A 20,534-nucleotide genomic window follows, 5' to 3' on the forward strand; every position below is an offset into this window, starting at 1 on the left:
AGTATACCCGATTCGTTGCTGCGCACGCCCCCTGGAGCCTTATGCCACGCTGCTTTTGGTGTACCGAAGATCCGTTGTACATGGCTTATCACGATCAGGAGTGGGGCACGCCGCTACGCGATGCGCAGGGTTTGTTCGAGTTGCTTTTGCTCGAAGGGTTCCAGGCCGGGCTGTCCTGGATCACCGTATTGCGCAAACGCGAGCGTTATCGCGAGGTGTTGTTCGGCTTCGACGTGCAGCGCGTGGCGCAGATGAGCGACGCCGAAATCGACGAATTGATGCTTGACCCCGGCATCATCCGTAACCGCCTCAAACTCAATGCCGCCCGGCGCAATGCCCAGGCCTGGCTGGCGCTGGAGGACCCGGTGGCGTTTCTTTGGTCGTTTGTCGGGGACCAACCGATCATCAATCATTTCAAGGATCGCAGCGAAGTCCCGGCGATCACCCCCGAAGCGCTGGCGATGAGCAAAGGCCTGAAAAAGGCCGGGTTTACGTTCGTCGGACCGACCATTTGCTACGCGTTGATGCAGGCCTCGGGCATGGTCATGGATCACACGCAGGATTGCGACCGCTACGCGCAGCTCGCCAACGGCGGTTAGAATGCCCGCCTCGCGCACAGCACAAAGATCAGGAGTGACCTGTGGAAAAGTTTAAAGGCGCCTTGCTGGTAGGCGCTCTGCGGCTGTTTGCCCTGTTGCCATGGCGGGCCGTGCAGGCCGTGGGTTCGGCGATTGGCTGGATCATGTGGAAAACCCCCAACCGTTCCCGCGACGTGGTGCGGATCAATCTCGCCAAATGTTTTCCACAGATGAACCCGGCCGAACGTGAGCGTCTGGTCGGTCAGAGTCTCAAAGACATCGGCAAGTCCCTGACCGAAAGCGCCTGCGCGTGGATCTGGCCGGCGCAGCGTTCCATCGATCTGGTGCGCGAAGTCGAAGGCCTCGACATCCTCAAGGACGCATTGGCTTCGGGCAAAGGCGTTGTCGGCATCACCAGCCACCTGGGCAACTGGGAAGTGCTCAACCACTTCTATTGCAGCCAGTGCAAACCGATCATTTTCTACCGTCCGCCAAAGTTGAAGGCTGTGGATGAATTGCTGCGCAAGCAACGCGTGCAACTGGGCAACAAAGTTGCCGCGTCGACCAAGGAAGGCATCCTCAGTGTCATCAAGGAAGTGCGCAAGGGTGGTGCAGTGGGTATTCCGGCTGACCCGGAACCGGCCGAATCCGCCGGAATCTTCGTGCCGTTCTTCGCCACGCAGGCGCTGACGAGCAAGTTCGTACCTAACATGCTGGCCGGTGGCAAAGCCGTCGGCGTGTTTCTGCATGCGCTGCGCCTGCCCGACGGTTCCGGCTATAAAGTCATCCTCGAAGCCGCGCCGGAAGCGATGTACAGCACCGATACCGAGACGTCCTGCGCCGCCATGAGCAAAGTCGTCGAGCGATATGTCGCGGCGTATCCGAGCCAGTACATGTGGAGCATGAAGCGCTTCAAGAAACGTCCGCCGGGTGAAGCTCGCTGGTACTGAGGCGTTAGAGATGTGATTGGCATGATCTGTGGATAACCTCATCGTCGAGGTTATCCACAACCGTTCATTCAAGGGCGCAGCAGATGTCCGAACACCGCAAATCGTTTCGCATCAAGATCACCCACGACAGCTTCGGCGAATGCCTCGGGCAGACGCGCAATTTGACGCCCACCGGTGTGTATGTGCAGCATCCGGGTCTGACGTCATTGCCCAAAGGCGCAGTGGTTTACGGGCAGGTGCAGGGTTTACCCACAGGCGCGCCGCGAGTGCGGATGGAAGTGGTGACGGTGGATGCCGAAGGTATCGGCCTGCGTTACCTGTAGATTATTGCGCCTGACGATCGAGCTTCTTCAGAAACACCGCCATTTCCTTTTCGGCCTGCTTGTCGCCATGGGCGCGGGCCGCTTCCAGACCCTGCTCCCATGCCTGCCGCGCAGCGGCGTGATCACCCTGCGCCAGTTGCGCCTTGCCCAACAGCTTCCACGCTGCCGAATACTTCGGATCGAAACCGACACAGCGCTGAAAATGCTCGGCCGCCTTGGCGTTTTCGCCCAAATCCAGATAACCCTTGCCGAGGCCGAAGCGCAGCAGGGAGTTATCCACACCCTTGGCGAGCATTTTTTCCAGGGATTCGAGCATCGGTGGATTCCTTTCTTGGAAGCGTCAGGTGTTGATGGGGTTTATTGAGACCGCCTTCGCGAGCAGGCTCGCTCCAACAGGGGAAACGCATTCCAAATGTGGGAGCGAGCCTGCTCGCGAAGGGGCCAGTGCCATCAGCGCAAACCTCAGAAGAAGCTCAACCCCACATGAAACAGCTTCTCCACATCACGAATATGCTTTTTATCCACAAGGAACAGAATCACATGGTCACCCGCTTCGATCACTGTGTCGTCGTGGGCGATGATCACCTGTTCATTGCGAATCACCGCGCCGATGGTGGTGCCCGGTGGCAGGCCGATCTTCTCGATGGGCTTGCCGATCACCTTGCTCGACTTCGCATCACCGTGGGCAATCGCCTCAATGGCTTCCGCCGCCCCGCGGCGCAGTGAGTGCACGCTGACGATATCGCCACGGCGCACGTGCGCCAGCAAGGTGCCGATGGTAGCCAGCTGCGGGCTGATGGCGATGTCGATGTCGCCGCCCTGAATCAGGTCGACGTAAGCCGGATTGTTGATGATGGTCATCACCTTCTTCGCCCCCAGCCGTTTGGCCAGCAGCGACGACATGATGTTGGCTTCGTCATCGTTGGTCAGCGCAAGGAAGATATCGGCGTCGGCGATGTTCTCTTCCAGCAGCAAGTCGCGGTCCGACGCACTGCCCTGCAACACCACGGTGCTGTCGAGGGTGTCGGAGAGATAGCGGCAGCGCGCCGGGTTCATCTCGATGATCTTCACCTGATAACGGCTTTCGATAGCCTCGGCCAGACGCTCGCCGATCTGCCCGCCGCCAGCGATGACGATGCGTTTGTAGGTTTCGTCGAGACGGCGCATTTCGCTCATCACCGCACGAATATCCTCACGGGCGGCGATGAAGAAGACTTCGTCATCGGCCTCGATCACCGTATCGCCCTGAGGCAGGATCGGCCGGTCACGGCGGAAAATCGCCGCGACGCGGGTTTCGACGTTCGGCATGTGCTCGCGCAACTGACGCAGTTGCTGGCCCACCAGCGGCCCGCCGTAATAGGCGCGCACGGCCACCAGTTGTGCCTTGCCTTCGGCGAAGTCGATCACCTGCAAGGCACCGGGATGCTGGATCAGGCGCTTGATGTAGTTGGTGACCACCTGCTCGGGGCTGATCAGCACGTCGACCGGAATCGCTTCGTTCTGGAACAGCTGCTCTTCGCGGTTGAGATAGGAGGCTTCGCGCACCCGGGCGATCTTGGTCGGGGTATGGAACAGCGTGTGCGCAACCTGACAGGCGACCATGTTGGTTTCGTCGCTGTTGGTCACCGCCACCAGCATGTCGGCGTCGTCGGCGCCGGCCTGACGCAGCACCGACGGCAGCGAGCCACGGCCCTGCACGGTGCGGATGTCGAGGCGGTCGCCGAGGTCGCGCAAGCGCTCGCTGTCAGTGTCGACCACCGTGATGTCGTTGGCTTCGCTGGCCAAGTGTTCGGCCAGCGAACCGCCGACCTGACCTGCACCGAGGATGATGATTTTCATCCAGTCACTCCGTTGAATCCGTTTAGCCGCGCGCGGCAGCGATCTTGATCAGCTTGGCGTAGTAGAACCCGTCGTGCCCGCCCTGCTGGGCCAGCAATTGGCGACCATGGGGCTGCTTGATCCCGGCGGTGATCGCCAAGTCCAGCTCCCGTGCGCCCGGCGTGCGCTCAAGGAACGCGGCAATCACTTCGGTGTTCTCGGTCGGCAAAGTCGAGCAAGTGGCGTAAAGCAGGATGCCGCCCACTTCGAGGGTTTTCCACATCGCGTCGAGCAACTCGCCTTGCAGCTGCGCGAGGGCGGCGATGTCGTCGGCCTGGCGGGTCAGCTTGATGTCCGGGTGGCGGCGGATTACGCCGGTGGCCGAGCATGGCGCGTCGAGCAGGATGCGCTGGAACGGCTTGCCGTCCCACCATTTGTCGATGTCACGACCGTCGGCGGCGATCAGTTCGGCGTTCAGGCCCAGACGCTCGAGGTTTTCTTTCACTCGCACCAGACGCTTGGCTTCCAGATCCACGGCAACCACGCCGGCCAGCGCCGGTTCGGCTTCGAGGATGTGGCAGGTCTTGCCGCCCGGTGCGCAGCAGGCGTCGAGCACCCGCTGCCCAGGTGCCAGATCCAGCAGATCGGCGGCCAGTTGCGCGGCTTCGTCCTGCACGCTGATCCAGCCCTCGGCGAACCCCGGCAGGCTGCGCACATCGGTGGCGGCTTCGAGGATGATGCCGTCGCGGCTATAGACGCACGGAGTTGCTGCGATGCCGGCCTCGGTCAGCAGACCGAGGTAGGCGTCGCGGCTGTGATGGCGGCGGTTGACCCGCAGGATCATCGGCGGATGCGCGTTGTTGGCTGCGCAGATGGCTTCCCATTGCTCAGGCCAGAAGGCCTTGAGGGATTTTTGCAGCCAGCGCGGGTGAGCGGTGCGTACCACCGGATCGCGTTCCAGCTCGGCGAAAATCGTTTCGCTTTCGCGCTGGGCATTGCGCAGCACGGCGTTGAGCAGACCCTTGGCCCAAGGCTTTTTCAGCTTGTCGGCGCAACCCACGGTTTCGCCGATGGCGGCGTGGGCCGGCACGCGGGTGTAGAGCAATTGGTAGAGTCCGACCAACAGCAGCGCCTCGACATCGGCGTCGGCTGCCTTGAACGGCTTCTGCAGGAGCTTTTCCGCTAGCGCCGACAGACGTGGCTGCCAGCGTGCGGTGCCGAACGCCAGATCCTGAGTGAAGCCGCGATCGCGATCCTCGACCTTGTCCAGTTGTGTCGGCAGAGAGCTGTTGAGCGAGGCTTTGCCGCTGAGTACGGCGGCGAGTGCCTTGGCGGCGGCCAGACGCGGGTTCATTGTGCGTCCACCACTGCGCCGAGCACGGTGCCGACGGCGAATTTCTCACGACGGCTGTTGAACAGGTCACTGAAGTTCAGCGCCTTGCCGCCGGGCAATTGCAGGCGTGTCAGGCACAGCGCCTGCTCGCCGCACGCTACGATCAGGCCGTCCTTGCTGGCGCTGAGGATGGTACCGGGTGCGCCGTTGCCTTCGGCGAGATTGGCCGCCAGCACTTTCAGCGCTTCGCCATTGAGCGTGCTGTGGGTGATCGGCCATGGATTGAAGGCGCGAACCAGACGTTCCAGCTCAACGGCTGGGCGGCTCCAGTCGATGCGCGCCTCATCCTTGTTCAGTTTGTGCGCGTAGGTGGCGAGTTCGTCGTTCTGCACTTCGCCCTCCAGCGTTCCGGCAGCCAGACCGGCAATCGCCTGCACCACGGCTGGCGGGCCCATTTCGGCGAGACGGTCGTGGAGACTGCCGCCGGTGTCGTCGGCGCTGATCGGCGTAACGACTTTGAGCAGCATCGGCCCGGTGTCGAGGCCCGCTTCCATGCGCATCACGGTCACGCCGCTTTCGGCATCGCCCGCTTCGACAGCACGCTGGATCGGCGCCGCACCGCGCCAGCGTGGCAGCAACGAGGCATGGCTGTTGATGCAGCCCAGACGCGGAATATCCAGCACCACTTGCGGCAGGATCAGGCCGTAGGCGACCACCACCATCAAGTCCGGCTTCAGTGCGGCGAGTTCAGCCTGAGCGTCAGCGTTGCGCAAAGTCGGCGGCTGCAACACCTGGATATTATTTTCCAGCGCCAGCTGTTTAACCGGGCTCGGCATCAGTTTTTGTCCGCGACCGGCCGGACGATCCGGTTGGGTGTAGACCGCAACGATCTCGTAAGGGCTGCTCAGCAGGGCCTTGAGGTGTTCGGCAGCGAATTCCGGGGTGCCGGCAAAAACGATGCGCAGTGGCTCAGTCATGAAGGAGTCTCATAAAAAGAAAAAGGCTTGCCGCGGCAAGCCTTTGAAGGAGGGCATCAAGCGTTCTGGCGATGCAGCTTTTCCAGTTTCTTCTTGATCCGGTCGCGTTTGAGCGTGGACAGGTAGTCGACGAACAATTTGCCGTTGAGGTGGTCGCATTCGTGCTGGATGCACACCGCGAGCAGGCCTTCGGCGATCAGTTCATAGGGCTTGCCGTCGCGGTCCAGCGCCTTGATCTTGACCTTTTGCGGGCGGTCGACGTTTTCGTAGAAACCCGGCACCGAGAGGCAACCTTCCTGGTACTGATCCATTTCGTCAGTCAGCGATTCGAACTCGGGGTTGATGAACACCCGTGGCTCGGTGCGGTCTTCGGAAAGGTCCATCACGACGATACGTTTGTGCACGTTGACCTGGGTCGCGGCGAGGCCGATGCCCGGCGCTTCATACATTGTTTCAAACATGTCATCGACCAACTGACGCACTTCGGCGTCCACTACAGCCACAGGCTTGGCGATAGTACGCAGACGCGGGTCCGGAAATTCGAGGATGTTTAAAATGGCCATAGGCTGATTGCTGCACGTATTGAGTAAAGTCGGATCGATGGCCTGGCAGGTCCGAAGATGCAGGCTACCGTTGTGAAGCGTAGCTTCTGCATTTGGCAGAAGCGAGCCACGGGGGCTCTGACGGTTCACGCGAACGCACATGATAAAGGGATTCACTGCATGAGGAAAACACTACTCGCCCTGCTGCTGTTGGCCTCGGCCGGCGCGGTGCAAGGGCAAGTGCAACTCAGGGATGGTTTTCCGCAGCAATACACGGTGGTTTCGGGGGATACACTCTGGGATATTTCCGGAAAATACCTGCGCGAGCCTTGGCAATGGCCACAACTGTGGCGGGCCAACCCGCAGATCGAAAACCCCAATCTGATCTATCCCGGCGACACGCTGACGCTCAGTTACGTCAACGGCCAGCCGCGCCTGACCCTCAATCGCGGCGAGTCGCGCGGCACCATCAAGCTCTCGCCACGCATTCGTACCAGCCCGGTGGCTGAGGCGATTCCGAGTATTCCGCTGAAATCGATCAACAGCTTTCTGCTGAGCAACCGCATCGTCGACAAGGTCGAGGATTTCGACAAGGCGCCCTACATCGTCGCTGGTGACGCGGAACGCGTGCTCAGCGGCACCGGCGACCGGATCTTTGCCCGTGGCCATTTCGATCCGAATCAACCGGTCTACGGGATCTTCCGTCAGGGCAAGGTCTATACCGATCCGCAAACCAAGGAATTTCTGGGGATCAACGCCGACGACATTGGCGGCGGTGAAATCGTTGCCACCGAAGACGACGTCGCCACCCTCGCCCTGCAGCGCACCACCCAGGAAGTGCGCCTCGGCGACCGCTTGTTCAGCGGCGAAGAGCGCTCGATCAATTCGACCTTCATGCCCAGTGCTCCGACCACCGACATCAATGGCCTGATCATCGATGTCCCACGCGGCGTCACGCAGATCGGTGCGATGGACGTGGTTACGTTGAACAAGGGCAAACGCGACGGCCTGGCCGAAGGCAATGTGTTGGTGGTGATGAAAACCGGTGAAACCGTGCGCGACCGGGTGACCGGTCAACCACTTAAAATCCCCGACGAACGGGCCGGGCTGCTGATGGTTTTTCGCACCTACGACAAACTCAGCTACGGCTTGGTCCTCAACGCTTCACGCTCGCTGGCGGTGCTCGACAAGGTGCGAAATCCGTAAGCGTGCTTAACAAGTTACCAACAGAGTTATCCACAGCTTGTTCCGAATGGTTCGGGGCTTATAACGATCAAGGATGATCCATGACGCTGTCTGTCTATACGCCGGTTTCCCCTGCGGAACTGGAAGCGCGCCTGCGCCTGCATCGCTTGCCGGACATCGGCCCGAAGCGGTTTCTGAAATTGCTCGAAGCCTTTGGCTCGGCATCCAAAGCCATCAGCGCGCCGGCCAGCGCCTGGCGCTCGCTGGGTTTACCAGCGGCGTGTGCCGAAGCACGGCGCTGTCCCGACGTTCGCGACGGCGCCAGCCACGCAATGCGCTGGCTAGAGCGTCCGGGTCAGCATTTGTTGATGTGGGATCAAGCGGACTATCCGGCATTGTTGGCGCAGATTCCCGACCCTCCGCCGCTGTTATTCGTGGCGGGTGACCCCCTGATTCTCGAGAGGCCGCAGCTGGCGATGGTCGGCAGCCGTCGTGCTTCACGTCCGGGAATGGACACCGCCGCCGCATTTTCTCGTAGCCTGGCCGGGGCCGGTTTTGTCATCAACAGTGGCTTGGCGCTGGGCATTGATGCGGCTGCGCATCAAGCGGCGCTGGATGTTGGCGGGCTGACGGTCGGAGTGCTGGGCACGGGCCTGGAAAACTTTTATCCACAGCGCAATCGGCGGCTGGCCGACGCGATGATTGCCTCCGGCAGTGCGGTGCTTTCGGAGTTTCCGCTGGATGCCGGCCCCAGCGCCAGCAACTTCCCGCGACGCAACCGGATCATCAGCGGTTTATCCCTTGGCGTGCTGGTGGTCGAGGCCAGCGTCGCCAGTGGTTCGCTGATCACTGCACGGCTGGCGGCGGAACAAGGGCGCGAGGTGTATGCAATCCCTGGCTCGATCCATCATCCCGGTGCGCGTGGTTGTCACCAGTTGATTCGCGACGGCGCGGTGTTGGTAGAAACCATCGAACACATTCTCGAAGCCCTGCGTGGCTGGCAGCAGGTGCCGTTATCCACAGGCACACCGCAAGCGGATCATCCCTTACTTGCCTTGCTCCACGCTGCGCCGCATACCAGTGAAGCCTTGGCCGACAGCTGCGGCTGGGCGTTGCCCAAAGTGCTGGCGGCGCTGACCGAACTGGAAATGGACGGCCGTGCGGTGTGCGAAAACGGCCGCTGGTTTGCGCGTGTGAGCTAGGTTTTACAAGGAAGATCGGTAAACTGCGCGAAACCTGTTTGCGGAGAGTTTTTTCATGGTCAACAGTTGGCGTGTGCAACAAGCCGCGCGAGAGATTCGCGCCGGGGCGGTGATTGCCTATCCAACCGAAGCCGTCTGGGGGCTGGGTTGCGACCCGTGGAATGAAGAAGCGGTGGATCGGTTGCTGGCGATCAAGAATCGCTCGGTCGACAAGGGCCTGATTCTGGTTGCCGACAACATTCGCCAGTTCGATTTCTTGTTCGAAGACTTCCCGCAAGAGTGGATCGACCGTATGGCCAGCACCTGGCCTGGGCCGAATACCTGGCTGGTGCCGCATCAGAATCTGCTGCCGGAGTGGGTCACTGGGGTGCATGACACGGTTGCGCTGCGCGTCAGCGATCATCCTCAGGTGCGTGACTTGTGCTCGATGGTCGGTCCGTTGATTTCGACCTCAGCCAATCCACAAGGCCGTCCGGCAGCGCGCACACGGTTGCGGGTCGAGCAGTATTTCCGCGGGCAGATCGATCTGGTGCTGGGTGGGGAGTTGGGTGGGCGCAAGAACCCCAGCGTCATCCGTGATCTGGCCTCCGGCAACGTTATTCGTCCCGACTGACGTCACACCTGACTTCATGTATTGAGTACTTCTCGGCTTTTATGGCGAGAAGTACTACTTTTGCCTGCGATTTGTCATTCAAACAACGATCAACTTACAACATTCAACTGTTTGTATTTTTCCTTCGCGTGTCAGACCAATCAGTAAGTACACAGATTCAGTAACTTTTCCCACGTAATTATCAGAAGTCGCGCAGTGGCGATATTTCCAAAAGCATCCATCATTTCAATGCGCTCAGAAAACTTCGATAAGTTAACGTCTGCGGAGAAAGAATGGATACTACGGATTTACAAATAACGGATTATCTGCAGGCACTTCAGGCAACGTTCAAAAGTCGCCATGAAGATTGCCGGGTCGTTATTCTTGAAGCGGGATCAGATACGCGGGAATTCGAACGGTTTATTGGTCGGCAGTTTCGTCTTCGACTGCAACATTACATGCTGACATCCAGAGCCAGATTGCTTGAAACGAGGCTGGCGGTGACGGCGCGAAGTACCCACTTTCTGCTGTATCAACACGAGCAGCTGGTGGCGGTATTAAGAGTGACGCCATCGCCGTTCGAATGGGCCTCACTGGCGCACCAGCATGTTTCTCCCACCGTGATGCTGTCGCGCCACGTCGAGTTCAGTCGGTTGATCACTCTCTCGCGAAGCCACCTGGCTGTTCCGATCAACAGCCTGCTGGCGGCGGCCACCGAGTGGGCGATCAGGCATGGATATCAAGGCGTCACCGCCCTCTGCCGATCGCCACAACGGCGACTGTTCCAGCGATTCGGCCTGACCCCTATCACCTCCGACGCCCTTCATATCGAACAACGCGCTCGCGGCGACTACTGGCTGCTGTCAGCGCAGTGGCAGCAAATCCTTGCCGCTGTTCAACACCCTGATCACACCCCCTTCAACACCCCGGAGAACCACGATGAATACGCTTATCAGCTTTGACCAACAGTTGATCCTGCTTGATAAACGCATCGAACAATTGTGGGCCGATATCCTGGATAACTCGCGATTGGTAAAAGCCATACGCGAGGGTAGTGTTACCAAGGCGTTATATGCGATCTACATGATAGAAACCTTTCACTACACTGCCCACAATGCGCGAAATCAGGGATTGGTGGGTGTGCGCCATGCCGATAATCCGGTTTATGCAAAGTTCTGTTTTGAACATGCGGCGCAAGAAGTTGGCCATGAGAAAATGGCACTGCATGATGTCATGAGTCTTGGCCTGAAAAATGAAAAGTTCGAGATCCCGTCTGCGCTTCCGGCAACAGAAGTACTGATTGCTTATTTGTATTGGATATCCTTTACCGGTAATCCACTACAGCGCCTGGGATACAGTTATTGGGCAGAAAATGCCTATCAATTCATCACCCCGTTGATCAATAACCTGAGCGAAATCCTGGCGCTAAAACCGGCTCAGTTGACGTTCTTCGTTGCGCATTCCGACATCGATGTCGAGCACTTCAATGAAATCAAACTCATCCTGCAGCGTACTTGCAAAAATCAGCACGACTGGGACGCCATTGCCACCGTAATGGAAACCAGCTTGCGGCTGACCGGCAACATGCTCGAAGCCGTTTATGAGCAGTATGAGGCCTGGCAAAACGGCCATGCGCCCCGTTATGACTTCCTCCATGCCCTGGATAACTCATGAAGACTTCACGTCGAGTGTCAGAACCGAGGGAAGGAGGCAGGCATGGCTGACTATTTCCAGCGGTTGAACTATGCGCTGGGGGATGAAGACACAGCGCTCGAATACGCAATCCTCCCCAAGCACGCCAGACATGTGGTGGGTATCGCCGGGAGTGGCGGGCGGCTTTTACCGTTGCTGGCCCGCAGTCCGGCGCGTATGACCTGCACCGATATCAGCGCGCCGCAACTGGCATTTACCCGGCTGCGATTCGCCTTGCTGGAACAGACCGATCACGCGTCGTTCATGGCATTCATGGGTTACCGGACAGACAGTTCGACCAAGCGACGCCAGTCCATATTTCGGCATCTGGATTTGCCGCAGGCCGATCGCCACTGGTTGACCGAGTTGTTCCAGTCCCGTCACTGGCAAGCGCCGATCTACATGGGAGCCTTCGAGCAGACCCTGCAGCGATTGGCGAAGGTCAACCGACTGTTTACCGGCAAGGCAGGTCGTGAAGTTTTCCACTGTCGCGACCTTGGCGAGCAAATCGAGTATTACCAGACCCGCTTTCCCCTCAAACGCTGGAAGGCTGTGATCGCGCTGTTGGGCAACGCAGCGGTACTCAATTCCCTGCTCTACAAAGGCTCGTTCCCGCCCAACAACCTGGGCATCAGTTCCCGCGCGGCGTACCTGGAGATTTTTCACGCCTTGTTCACCACTCAGGTGGTGCGCGAGAGCTTCTTTCTGCAAATGCTGTTTTTCGGTGAACTGCGCTACCCACAAGGTTTTCCGCTGGAGTGCGCCCCGAAGATTTTCAAGCGTGCCCGTGAGGCGCTTCAACAGTGCGAGCTGCGGGTGGTACAGGCCTACATTCTCGACTGTGTTGCCACGCTTTCGGAGGTCGACTTCGTCTCGCTCTCGGACGTCCCTTCTTTCATGCCCGAAGCTGACGGTGCGAGTGTCTTGCAGCGGTTACGCCCGTCCCTGGCCGAAGAGGCGCTGACGGTCATACGTGGCCATTTGCACGTCGTCCAGCCCGATTGTTCAGGCTTCGGCGATATCACCGCCGACTACCAGAAAGCGATTGCACGAGAAAGAACCCAGCTCTGGCGTGTGCAGGTCTATCGCCGGACATCACCTTTGCAGGTATCTCGATGAGCACTCAGCAACCCACCGTCAATTGGCTCAAAAACCGTATTCGGCAGGCGCGTGAAGATCAGCAACAGTTGTTCGATGCCGGGCTCAACGGCCTGAAGCTGGCACAACGCGAAGGCAAGGAGATCGAGTTGAGCAGCGGCGAGCGGCTCACCGAGTTTCTCTCATGCTCCTATCTGGGGCTTGAGTGCGATCCCCGCCTGATTCAAGGCGCCGTGGACGCCGTCGAAACCTTCGGCGTGCAGTTCGCCGCCGCACGAACCCGGGCACTGTTGCCGCCAATGCGTGAACTAGACGAACAGTTGAACCGGATATTCCAGGGGCACGCGGTCACCTTCAACTCGGTGGGCAGTGCACATCTGGGCTGTCTGCCCTTATTGGGATCCGGTGAGTTGCCGTCCTATCCGTTGCGCCGTGGCCCAAGCTGGATCGTCGACCGGGCGGCCCACGCTTCAATGCAAGTGCTGCAAGGGATTCTTTGGCAGTTTGGCCCCGTACAGCGGTGCGATTGCAGGGATATGGAGCAAGTCGAGCAGGCGTGTTCGGCGGCAGTAGCGGCTGGCAATACACCGATCATCCTGACCGACAGCATCGGTTCGATGCGCGGCGTGTATCCGATCAATCGACTGTTGCAACTGGCGGAGCGCTTTGAAGGGTATCTGTATGCGGATGACGCCCACGGCACTTCGATCTACGGTGTGGCGGGGGGTGGTTATGCCCTTGCCAGTGGCGATGAGCGCTTGCGCGGACGCTTGATCCTTCTGTCCTCGCTGTCCAAGGCGTTTGGGGCAACCGGTGGGGCGATCACCGTGCTTACGGCGGACGATGCCGAGATGATAAGGCGCCATGCGTCGACCTATACGTTCGGAGGGCCATTGTCGATGGGCGGGGTTGGTGCGGCAGTCGCCTCCGGAAAAATCCATCTTTCGCCAGAGCTGGGCGAGCTGCAAGCCGCCCTGTGGCGAAATGTTGCCCTGATCGACGATTTGCTCGGACCGGTTCTTGGCAACCATGAAGTCGCCTCGCCCATCCGTTTCGTGCGTGTCGGTGCCGAGCGTGACGCGATCAGTCTGGCGCTGTACCTGCGGCGGCAAGCGATTGCCGTCACCACCGCGTTGTTTCCGGTGGTGGCCAAGGGCGAGGCGATTCTGCGTCTGGCGATCAGTGCCAATCATAGTCAGGCCCAGTTGGCGTGCCTGGCCAATGCCGTTAATGGCGGTTTCGATGAGTTGGGTATTCGTCAAAGAGGAAGTGGCGATGGGCGATGATCCGATGAGCCATGCAAACCAGGCTTTTACACGCAAATTGGCCCATGCACGGTCACTGCCGTGGTTCTGTGCGCTGTGTCCGCAGATCCTGCACGTGCAGAGCCCGGAGGATTTGCATCGGCTGCCGATTCAAGCCGTCGAGGACGAGCACGGTGGTGTGCTGTTCTCCGTGCTTGGTGAGGCTTCGCATCGTGCACCGGGTGGCGGACTGACCCTGACGTCGGGAGGCAGCACCGGCAACCGCAAACACATCACCCATTCCTGGGCATTCAACGCCAGTATCGTGCTGCTGGGGGCGCGGATGTTTGGGGGCGCGAACGAACATCCAGCTGTTGTCGTTAACTGCCTGACTGCCGGTGAAATGCAAGGCGCTTTTCAGTACGCCGCGGCCATCGTCCAGCACATCGGTGCTCGGTTGTTGCCCGCCGGATCGCTGATGGGCGTTACGCGGATTGCCGGGCTGATTCAGTCACAAGCGGCCGATGCGCTGATTTGCACTCCCTCCTTCGCGGCGGCGCTGTTCGACCATGACGATATCGATGCCACACAGTTGGCCAGTCTGAGATGGCTCTATTACATCGGGGAACCCTGCAGCAAACCGCTGCGCGAGCAATTGGCTCGGGACTGGCCTGAAATCAGAGTGCGGTCGCTGGGCTACAGCTCTACAGAGACCGGCCCCATCGGCTTTCAGTGCGCACACCTGGAGCATGGTTTTTATCATCTGCACGCCGATGCGATGCTGACCGAAGTCGTTGACCCATTGACCCTGCAAGCAGTGGCCGAAGGCGAAAGCGGGGAGTTTCTGCTGACGTCGCTGCTGCCCGATCATGTGCCGCTGTTGCGTTATCGGATTGGTGATCGTGGGCGAATTCTGCTTCAGGAATCGAATTGCGCATGTGGTAGTAATTTGCCGGTGCTGGAGCTTGAGGGGCGGGTCGAGACGTCGATCAAACTGGGTGGCGCGATCATCACGCAGCGACAGGTCATGAGCGTACTCGCCCAAGCGTTGCCCGACCTGGACGCTAACGATGTTCAGGTACAAATCGATCGACAGGCCAACGGTGCCCGCATGCGTCTGGTCATTGCTCAGGACAAACTGCCAGCCAGTGCAGAAGCCGTCATCGAACAGGCGTTGCATAACGAAGCGCAAGCGAGCGCTTTGCTCAGGCTGCCCGGAGTACTGGGATTGAGGGGGCAGCGTCTTGCCCGCAGCGGCTTCGAAACAACCTCCGCCGGCAAGACGCTTTTTTTTTTTGATGTGGACGCTACCCCGGATTCACCGGAGTAGCGTGGTATCACGGCAGCAGGATGGTGGATCCGGTGGTGCGCCGTGCCGACAGCTCGGTTTGCGCCTTCGCCGCTTCAGCCAGCGGATAACGCTGGCTGATATCGACCTTGAGCTTGCCGCTGATGATCATCTCGAACAGCTCATCGGCCATGCGCTGCAGGTTTTCGGCGTTGTTGGCGTAGGTCGCCAGGGTCGGTCGGGTCACGTACAACGAGCCTTTGGCCGAGAGAATCCCCAGATTGACGCCATCCACGGCGCCGGAGGCATTGCCGAAACTCACCACCAGACCACGCGGCGACACGCTGTCGAGCGAAGTCAGCCAAGTGTCCTTGCCGACACCGTCATATACCACCGGGACCTTCTTGCCGTCGGTCAGCTCCAGTACGCGTTGCGCGACGTTTTCGTGGCTGTAATCGATGGTGGCCCAAGCACCGTTGGCTTTCGCCAACTCGGCTTTTTCCTTCGAGCTGACGGTGCCGATCAGCTTTACACCCAAGGCCTTGGCCCATTGGCAGGCCAGCGAACCGACGCCGCCGGCAGCGGCGTGGAACAGAATGGTTTCGCCACCCTTGAGCTCATAAGTCTGGCGCAGCAGGTACTGCACGGTCAGACCCTTGAGCATCACTCCGGCAGCGGTTTCGAAACTGATTTGGTCGGGCAAGTGCACCAGATTTGCCTCGGGCAAAACGTGCAGTTCACTGTAGGCGCCCAACGGGCCGCTACCGTAAGCGACGCGATCCCCGACCTTGAACCGGGTTACTTCGCTGCCAACGGCGTCAACGATGCCCGCGCCTTCTGCGCCCAAGCCGGACGGCAAGGCTGGCGGTGCATAGAGGCCGCTGCGGTAATAGGTGTCGATGAAATTCAAGCCGATCGCTTTGTTGCTCACCCGAACCTGCTGTGGGCCTGGCTCCGCAGGTTGGTAGTCAACATATTCGAGCACTTCGGGGCCGCCGTGGGCGCGGAACTGGATACGCTTTGCCATCTGCCTGCTCTCCTTGGGTCTTTTGTAAGCCCCCTATCCAACTCCCATGCTTGATCTTCGTCAACTGCGGCGCGCGGGTCTGCGGTGGTATGCTACGCGCCCATTTGCGCCGCCCCCCGCCTGCGGGGCGCCGCGTAGTGATGCCCCGATCAAGGTGAAGCCATGACGACCCGCACCGACGCCGTAAAGGCCTATCTGCTCGACCTGCAAGACCGCATCTGCACCGCGCTCGAAAACGAGGACGGCGGCACGCGCTTCGTCGAAGACGCCTGGGCCCGGCCGGCGGGCGGTGGCGGTCGCACCCGCGTGATCGAGAACGGCACGCTGATCGAAAAGGGCGGCGTCAACTTTTCCCACGTCTTCGGTAGCGGTCTGCCGCCGTCAGCCAGCGCCCATCGCCCGGAACTGGCGGGTCGCGGCTTCGAAGCCCTTGGCGTGTCGCTGGTGATCCACCCGCACAACCCGCATGTGCCGACGTCCCACGCCAACGTGCGCTTTTTCATCGCCGAGAAGGAAGGTGAAGAGCCGGTCTGGTGGTTCGGTGGTGGCTTCGACCTGACCCCGTATTACGGCAACGAAGAAGACTGCATCCATTGGCACCGCGTCGCCGAGCAGGCTTGTGCGCCGTTCGGGCCGGACGTCTACTCGCGCTACAAAGCCTGGTGCGACAACTATTTCCACATCAAACATCGGCACGAACCGCGCGGCATCGGCGGGCTGTTCTTCGACGACCTGAACGAGTGGGACTTCGACACCAGCTTCGCTTTCATGCGCGCCATTGGCGATGCGTACATCGACGCTTACCTGCCGATCGTGCAGCGGCGCAAGAACGATGCGTTCACCGCCAAACAGCGTGAGTTCCAGGAATTCCGCCGTGGCCGTTACGTCGAGTTCAACCTGGTTTACGATCGTGGCACGCTGTTCGGCCTGCAATCGGGCGGGCGTACCGAGTCGATCCTCATGTCGCTGCCGCCGCAAGTGCGCTGGGCCTACGACTGGAAAGCCGAGCCTGGCAGCGAAGAGGCACGCCTGACCGAGTACTTCCTGCAAGACCGCGACTGGCTGGCCCAGGCCTGAACGAGGAGTTGTGATGGATCGTTACGTTGTTTTCGGTAACCCGATCGGCCACAGCAAGTCGCCGATGATTCACAAACTTTTTGCCGAACAGACCGGGCAGAGTCTCGACTACAGCACCCTGCTGGCGCCGCTCGACGATTTCACCGATTGCGCCACGGCGTTTTTCCAGCAAGGTCGCGGCGCCAATGTCACCGTGCCGTTCAAAGAAGATGCCTATCGCCTGGCCAACAGCCTGACCGCCCGCGCACAGCGTGCCGGTGCAGTGAATACCTTGAGCAAACTGGCCGATGGTTTGCTGCTCGGTGACAACACCGACGGCGCCGGGCTGGTGCGCGATCTTACGGTGAATGCCGGGTTCAACCTGACCGGCAAGCGCATTCTGCTGCTCGGCGCCGGTGGCGCGGTGCGTGGGGTGTTGGAGCCTTTGCTGGCAGAGAAACCGGCATCGGTGATCATCGCCAACCGCACGGTGGAAAAAGCTGAGTTGCTGGCCGAATTGTTCTGCGATCTGGGGCCGGTGTCAGCCAGTGGTTTCGACTGGTTACGCGAGCCGGTGGACGTGATCATCAACGCCACTTCCGCCAGCCTTACCGGTGAAGTGCCGCCGATTGCGCCAAGCCTGATCGAGCCGGGCAAAACCCTGTGCTACGACATGATGTACGGCAAGGAGCCGACCGCGTTCTGCCGCTGGGCCACCGAGCATGGCGCGGCGGTGTCGATGGATGGCTTGGGGATGTTGGCGGAGCAGGCGGCCGAGGCGTTCTTTTTGTGGCGTGGGGTGCGCCCGGATACGGCGCCCGTCCTGGCTGAGTTGCGTCGGCAGTTAGCCTGAAAGCAAAAGATCGCAGCCTGCGGCAGCTCCTACAGAGTGAACACAAATCCCATGTAGGAGCTGCCGCAGGCTGCGATCTTTTCAATCCTCAAACCGGATCGGACACTTCTCCGGCCCCTCAAGCTTTCTCAACTCTTCTACCACTTGCGGCCGCGCCCCACGCAAGGTCAGGCTACGATCCTGGCGCAACAAGCGCCGCGCCTCCTGATGCAGCATCTCCACCCCTGAATAGTCGATGAAGTTGATCTGCTGCGCCTCGATCACCACCCGCGCGCCGTGCATGCGTTGCAAACGCACTTGCAGGTAATGGCTGGCGCCGAAGAAGATCGAGCCGCCGACCCGCAGCACATCGTCTTCGCCATCACGCCAATGCTGCACCCGCGGTTGCGAGGTGCGTTTGAGGTAGAAGAACAGCGACGCCAGCACCCCGGCGTAGATCGCCGTCTGTAATTCCAGTAATAGCGTGGCCAGACAGGTCAGCGCCATGACCACGAATTCGGCGCGGCTGACGCGCAGCAACGCGCGAATGCCGCGATGATCCACCAGCCCCCATGCGATCAGCAGAATGCTCCCAGCCATGGCCGGGATCGGAATGTGCGCAATCAGCCCGGCACCAAAAATCGCGAAAAGCGCGACCCAGATCGCCGAAAACACCCCAGCCAGCGGTGAACACGCGCCTGCCTCGTAACTCAGGCCCGAGCGGGTAAACGAGCCGGCGGACAACGATCCGGAAAAGAATGCCCCGACCATATTCGACAAGCCCTGCGCGCGGACTTCCTGATTGGCATCGAGCAACTGCTGCGAACGCGCGGCAATCGAACGGGCAATCGACAGGCTGGTGACCAGCCCGAGCATGCCCACCGCCACCGCACTGGGCAGTAGGCGCAGGATCAAATCCAGATCCAGTGGTAGTCCGCTGAACGGCGGCAAGCGCCCGACAAATGCACTGACCAGATGCACATGGCCGAACATTGCCGGCCACAGCCAAACCAGCAGACTCGCCAGCACGAGAGTTATCAACAGCGTCGGCCAGCGTGGCAGCAACTGTTTCAGCACCACGCCAACCACGACCGTGGCAACGCCGAGCAGCACGGAGGGTTTATCCACAGCCCCGAGGTGCTGCAACAGATCCATAAGACTGTCCAGCGCTGTGGCTTTTGCCGGCAGATCCAGGCCCAACAGATTGGGTAACTGCCCAATGGCAATGACCACCGCTGCGCCCAAGGTGAAACCGAGCACCACCGAATGCGAGACGAAATTCACCAGCGCGCCGAAGCGCAGCAAGCCCAGCAGCCACTGGAAAATCCCTGCAAGGAATGTCAGCAACAGAATCAGGGTGATGTAGTCCTGTGAAGCTGGAACGGCCAGCGGACTCACGCTGGCGTACAACACGATCGAAATCGCCGCCGTCGGCCCGCAGATCAGATGCCACGACGAGCCCCACAGGCAGGCGATCAATACCGGAATGATCGCGGCGTAGAGGCCGTATTCGGGCGGGAGACCGGCGATCAGCGCGTAGGCAATCGACTGGGGTAACGCGAGAATCGCACCGCTAAGCCCAACGATCAGATCCCGTCCGACGCTGGCGCGGGTTTGCCGAGGGAGCCAGTTCAGGAAAGGGAAAAGTGAGCGGCGACTGGGGAAAGCCATGGGGCCTCGCGGGTGATGAGTTTTTGCAAGGTTATCAGTACCATCCGACAATTGTGGCAAGGGGATTTATCCCCGACCGGCTGCGCAGCAGTCGTGAGACCGGTATTCACGATGGGATCTGACATACCGTGAGTTCGCGTTTTGGGCCGCTGCGCGACCCATCGGGGATAAATCCCCTCGCCACAGGTAAGTGGTGAGTCAGAGCTTGGCTTTCACGGCGGTCAGCGCTTCCTTCCCATCCACCGTTTTCACCCCATCCAGCCACTTGTCCAACACCGCCGGATTCGCCTTGATCCACGCCTTCGCCGCCTCGGCATTGCTGACCTTCTTGTTCACCACCTCGGCCATGATGCTGTTCTCCATCTCCTGAGTGAACGAAAGATTGGTCAACAATTTACCCACGTTCGGACACGCCTCGGCGTAGCCCTTGCGGGTCAAGGTGAAGACGCTACCGGTATCGCCAAAGTACTTCTCGCCGCCCTTGAGGTAATGCATTTTCAACTGCACGTTCATCGGGTGCGGCGTCCAGCCAAGGAAGGTGACGAATTTCTGCTTCTTCACCGCCCGCGAGACTTCGGCGAGCATCGCCTGTTCACTGGATTCGATCAGCTTCCACTGGCCGAGGTCGAAGTCGTTTTTCTTGATGATGTCTTGCAGCGAGATGTTCGCTGGCGCGCCGGAACCAATGCCGTAAATCTTCTTGTCGAATTTATCGGCGTATTTGTTCAGGTCGGCAAAGTTATGCACACCCGCGTCCCACACGTAATCCGGCACGGCGAGGGTGAACTCGGTGCCGTCGAGGTTTTTCGCCAATTGCGTGACATCGCCAGTGGCGACGAATTTATCGTAGAAGCCCTGCTGCGCCGGCATCCAGTTGCCGAGGAACACATCCACCTGGCCATCTTTCAGCCCGCCAAAGGTGATCGGCACCGCAAGGGTATCGACCTTGGCCTTGTAGCCCATGCCATCCAGCAGAAACCCGGTAATGGCGTTGGTCGCGGCGATGTCGCTCCAGCCGGGGTCGGCCATCTTCACCGTTTCGCAGCTTTGCTCGGCAAATACCGAGGCGCTGCCCAGAGCCAGCAGGCTGACCGTCAGTACTGTGGATAACTTGCGCATGGACTTC

At 60.0% G+C, this 20,534-nt stretch carries 21 protein-coding genes; 13 read left to right on the forward strand and 8 right to left on the reverse strand.

What is annotated here, in order from left to right; genetic code table 11:
- Positions 1–41: 41 nt before the first annotated feature.
- From ACIOVB_RS12950 to ACIOVB_RS12960, 3 genes are all read left to right on the forward strand, one after another.
- Complete coding sequence (locus ACIOVB_RS12950) at positions 42–599, forward strand: DNA-3-methyladenine glycosylase I (protein WP_034152197.1); 558 nt, start codon at positions 42–44, stop codon at positions 597–599.
- A 41-nt stretch (positions 600–640) separates the two neighbouring features.
- Positions 641–1,528, forward strand: a complete 888-nt coding sequence (locus ACIOVB_RS12955; protein ID WP_401268218.1) for a lysophospholipid acyltransferase — start codon at positions 641–643, stop codon at positions 1,526–1,528.
- Positions 1,529–1,611: 83 nt separating this feature from the next.
- Entirely contained in the window at positions 1,612–1,851 is a 240-nt protein-coding gene (locus tag ACIOVB_RS12960) for a PilZ domain-containing protein (RefSeq protein WP_401268220.1), read from the forward strand.
- 1 nt (position 1,852) lies between these two features.
- On the opposite strand, the gene ACIOVB_RS12965 is transcribed toward ACIOVB_RS12960, so the two are convergent.
- The 5 genes from ACIOVB_RS12965 to def form a co-directional block, all read right to left on the reverse strand.
- A complete protein-coding gene (locus tag ACIOVB_RS12965; RefSeq protein ID WP_401268222.1) occupies positions 1,853–2,167 on the reverse strand; it encodes a tetratricopeptide repeat protein in 315 nt (104 codons plus the stop codon).
- Between the two features lie 146 nt (positions 2,168–2,313).
- Positions 2,314–3,690, reverse strand: a complete 1,377-nt coding sequence (gene trkA, locus ACIOVB_RS12970; protein ID WP_187677246.1) for a Trk system potassium transporter TrkA — start codon at positions 3,688–3,690, stop codon at positions 2,314–2,316.
- Positions 3,691–3,712: 22 nt separating this feature from the next.
- Positions 3,713–5,023: a 16S rRNA (cytosine(967)-C(5))-methyltransferase RsmB gene (gene rsmB, locus ACIOVB_RS12975; protein WP_401268223.1), complete on the reverse strand. Its 1,311-nt coding sequence runs from the start codon at positions 5,021–5,023 to the stop codon at positions 3,713–3,715.
- Positions 5,020–5,979 (reverse strand): methionyl-tRNA formyltransferase, encoded by a 960-nt coding sequence (gene fmt, locus ACIOVB_RS12980; RefSeq protein WP_401268225.1) that lies wholly within the window; start codon positions 5,977–5,979, stop codon positions 5,020–5,022. Before fmt ends, rsmB begins: the two co-directional genes overlap by 4 nt.
- Before the next feature lie 56 nt (positions 5,980–6,035).
- The gene (def, locus tag ACIOVB_RS12985; RefSeq protein ID WP_187677249.1) at positions 6,036–6,542 is read right to left on the reverse strand and encodes a peptide deformylase; all 507 of its coding nucleotides are present in this window, start codon (positions 6,540–6,542) and stop codon (positions 6,036–6,038) included.
- Between the two features lie 159 nt (positions 6,543–6,701).
- Here def and ACIOVB_RS12990 point away from each other — a divergent pair, with 159 nt between their 5' ends.
- The 8 genes from ACIOVB_RS12990 to ACIOVB_RS13025 all read left to right on the forward strand — a co-directional run bounded on the left by ACIOVB_RS12990 (position 6,702) and on the right by ACIOVB_RS13025 (position 14,864).
- Complete coding sequence (locus tag ACIOVB_RS12990) at positions 6,702–7,727, forward strand: LysM peptidoglycan-binding domain-containing protein (protein WP_187677250.1); 1,026 nt, start codon at positions 6,702–6,704, stop codon at positions 7,725–7,727.
- Between the two features lie 80 nt (positions 7,728–7,807).
- Positions 7,808–8,908 carry a DNA-processing protein DprA gene (gene dprA / locus ACIOVB_RS12995; protein ID WP_401268229.1) on the forward strand — a complete coding sequence of 367 codons (1,101 nt, stop codon included), beginning with the start codon at positions 7,808–7,810 and terminating at the stop codon, positions 8,906–8,908.
- 55 nt (positions 8,909–8,963) lie between these two features.
- Positions 8,964–9,521: an L-threonylcarbamoyladenylate synthase gene (locus ACIOVB_RS13000; RefSeq protein WP_187677252.1), complete on the forward strand. Its 558-nt coding sequence runs from the start codon at positions 8,964–8,966 to the stop codon at positions 9,519–9,521.
- Between the two features lie 272 nt (positions 9,522–9,793).
- Positions 9,794–10,462, forward strand: coding sequence for a hypothetical protein (locus tag ACIOVB_RS13005; protein WP_401268232.1), 669 nt, complete (start codon positions 9,794–9,796; stop codon positions 10,460–10,462).
- Positions 10,440–11,174 carry an iron-containing redox enzyme family protein gene (locus ACIOVB_RS13010; protein WP_401268234.1) on the forward strand — a complete coding sequence of 245 codons (735 nt, stop codon included), beginning with the start codon at positions 10,440–10,442 and terminating at the stop codon, positions 11,172–11,174. Before ACIOVB_RS13005 ends, ACIOVB_RS13010 begins: the two co-directional genes overlap by 23 nt.
- Before the next feature lie 42 nt (positions 11,175–11,216).
- Positions 11,217–12,311 carry a DUF3419 family protein gene (locus ACIOVB_RS13015; protein ID WP_401268236.1) on the forward strand — a complete coding sequence of 365 codons (1,095 nt, stop codon included), beginning with the start codon at positions 11,217–11,219 and terminating at the stop codon, positions 12,309–12,311.
- Positions 12,308–13,576, forward strand: coding sequence for an aminotransferase class I/II-fold pyridoxal phosphate-dependent enzyme (locus ACIOVB_RS13020; RefSeq protein ID WP_401268237.1), 1,269 nt, complete (start codon positions 12,308–12,310; stop codon positions 13,574–13,576). Before ACIOVB_RS13015 ends, ACIOVB_RS13020 begins: the two co-directional genes overlap by 4 nt.
- A complete protein-coding gene (locus ACIOVB_RS13025; protein ID WP_401268238.1) occupies positions 13,533–14,864 on the forward strand; it encodes a phenylacetate--CoA ligase family protein in 1,332 nt (443 codons plus the stop codon). Before ACIOVB_RS13020 ends, ACIOVB_RS13025 begins: the two co-directional genes overlap by 44 nt.
- Positions 14,865–14,871: 7 nt before the next feature.
- Here the strand turns inward: ACIOVB_RS13025 and ACIOVB_RS13030 are convergent, their stop codons facing one another.
- Entirely contained in the window at positions 14,872–15,849 is a 978-nt protein-coding gene (locus ACIOVB_RS13030; protein ID WP_187677257.1) for an NADPH:quinone reductase, read from the reverse strand.
- A gap of 162 nt (positions 15,850–16,011) precedes the next feature.
- On the opposite strand from ACIOVB_RS13030, the gene hemF reads away from it, so the two are divergent.
- Entirely contained in the window at positions 16,012–16,926 is a 915-nt protein-coding gene (hemF, locus tag ACIOVB_RS13035) for an oxygen-dependent coproporphyrinogen oxidase (RefSeq protein WP_401268241.1), read from the forward strand.
- 13 nt (positions 16,927–16,939) lie between these two features.
- Positions 16,940–17,758 (forward strand): shikimate dehydrogenase, encoded by an 819-nt coding sequence (aroE, locus tag ACIOVB_RS13040; RefSeq protein ID WP_401268244.1) that lies wholly within the window; start codon positions 16,940–16,942, stop codon positions 17,756–17,758.
- An 81-nt stretch (positions 17,759–17,839) separates the two neighbouring features.
- On the opposite strand, the gene ACIOVB_RS13045 is transcribed toward aroE, so the two are convergent.
- Complete coding sequence (locus ACIOVB_RS13045) at positions 17,840–19,408, reverse strand: SulP family inorganic anion transporter (protein WP_187677260.1); 1,569 nt, start codon at positions 19,406–19,408, stop codon at positions 17,840–17,842.
- 198 nt (positions 19,409–19,606) lie between these two features.
- The gene (gene choX / locus ACIOVB_RS13050; RefSeq protein WP_401268247.1) at positions 19,607–20,527 is read right to left on the reverse strand and encodes a choline ABC transporter substrate-binding protein; all 921 of its coding nucleotides are present in this window, start codon (positions 20,525–20,527) and stop codon (positions 19,607–19,609) included.
- Positions 20,528–20,534: the final 7 nt, after the last annotated feature.

Source organism: Pseudomonas sp. NPDC087639, from assembly GCF_044743385.1.
Taxonomy (GTDB): Bacteria; Pseudomonadota; Gammaproteobacteria; order Pseudomonadales; family Pseudomonadaceae; genus Aquipseudomonas.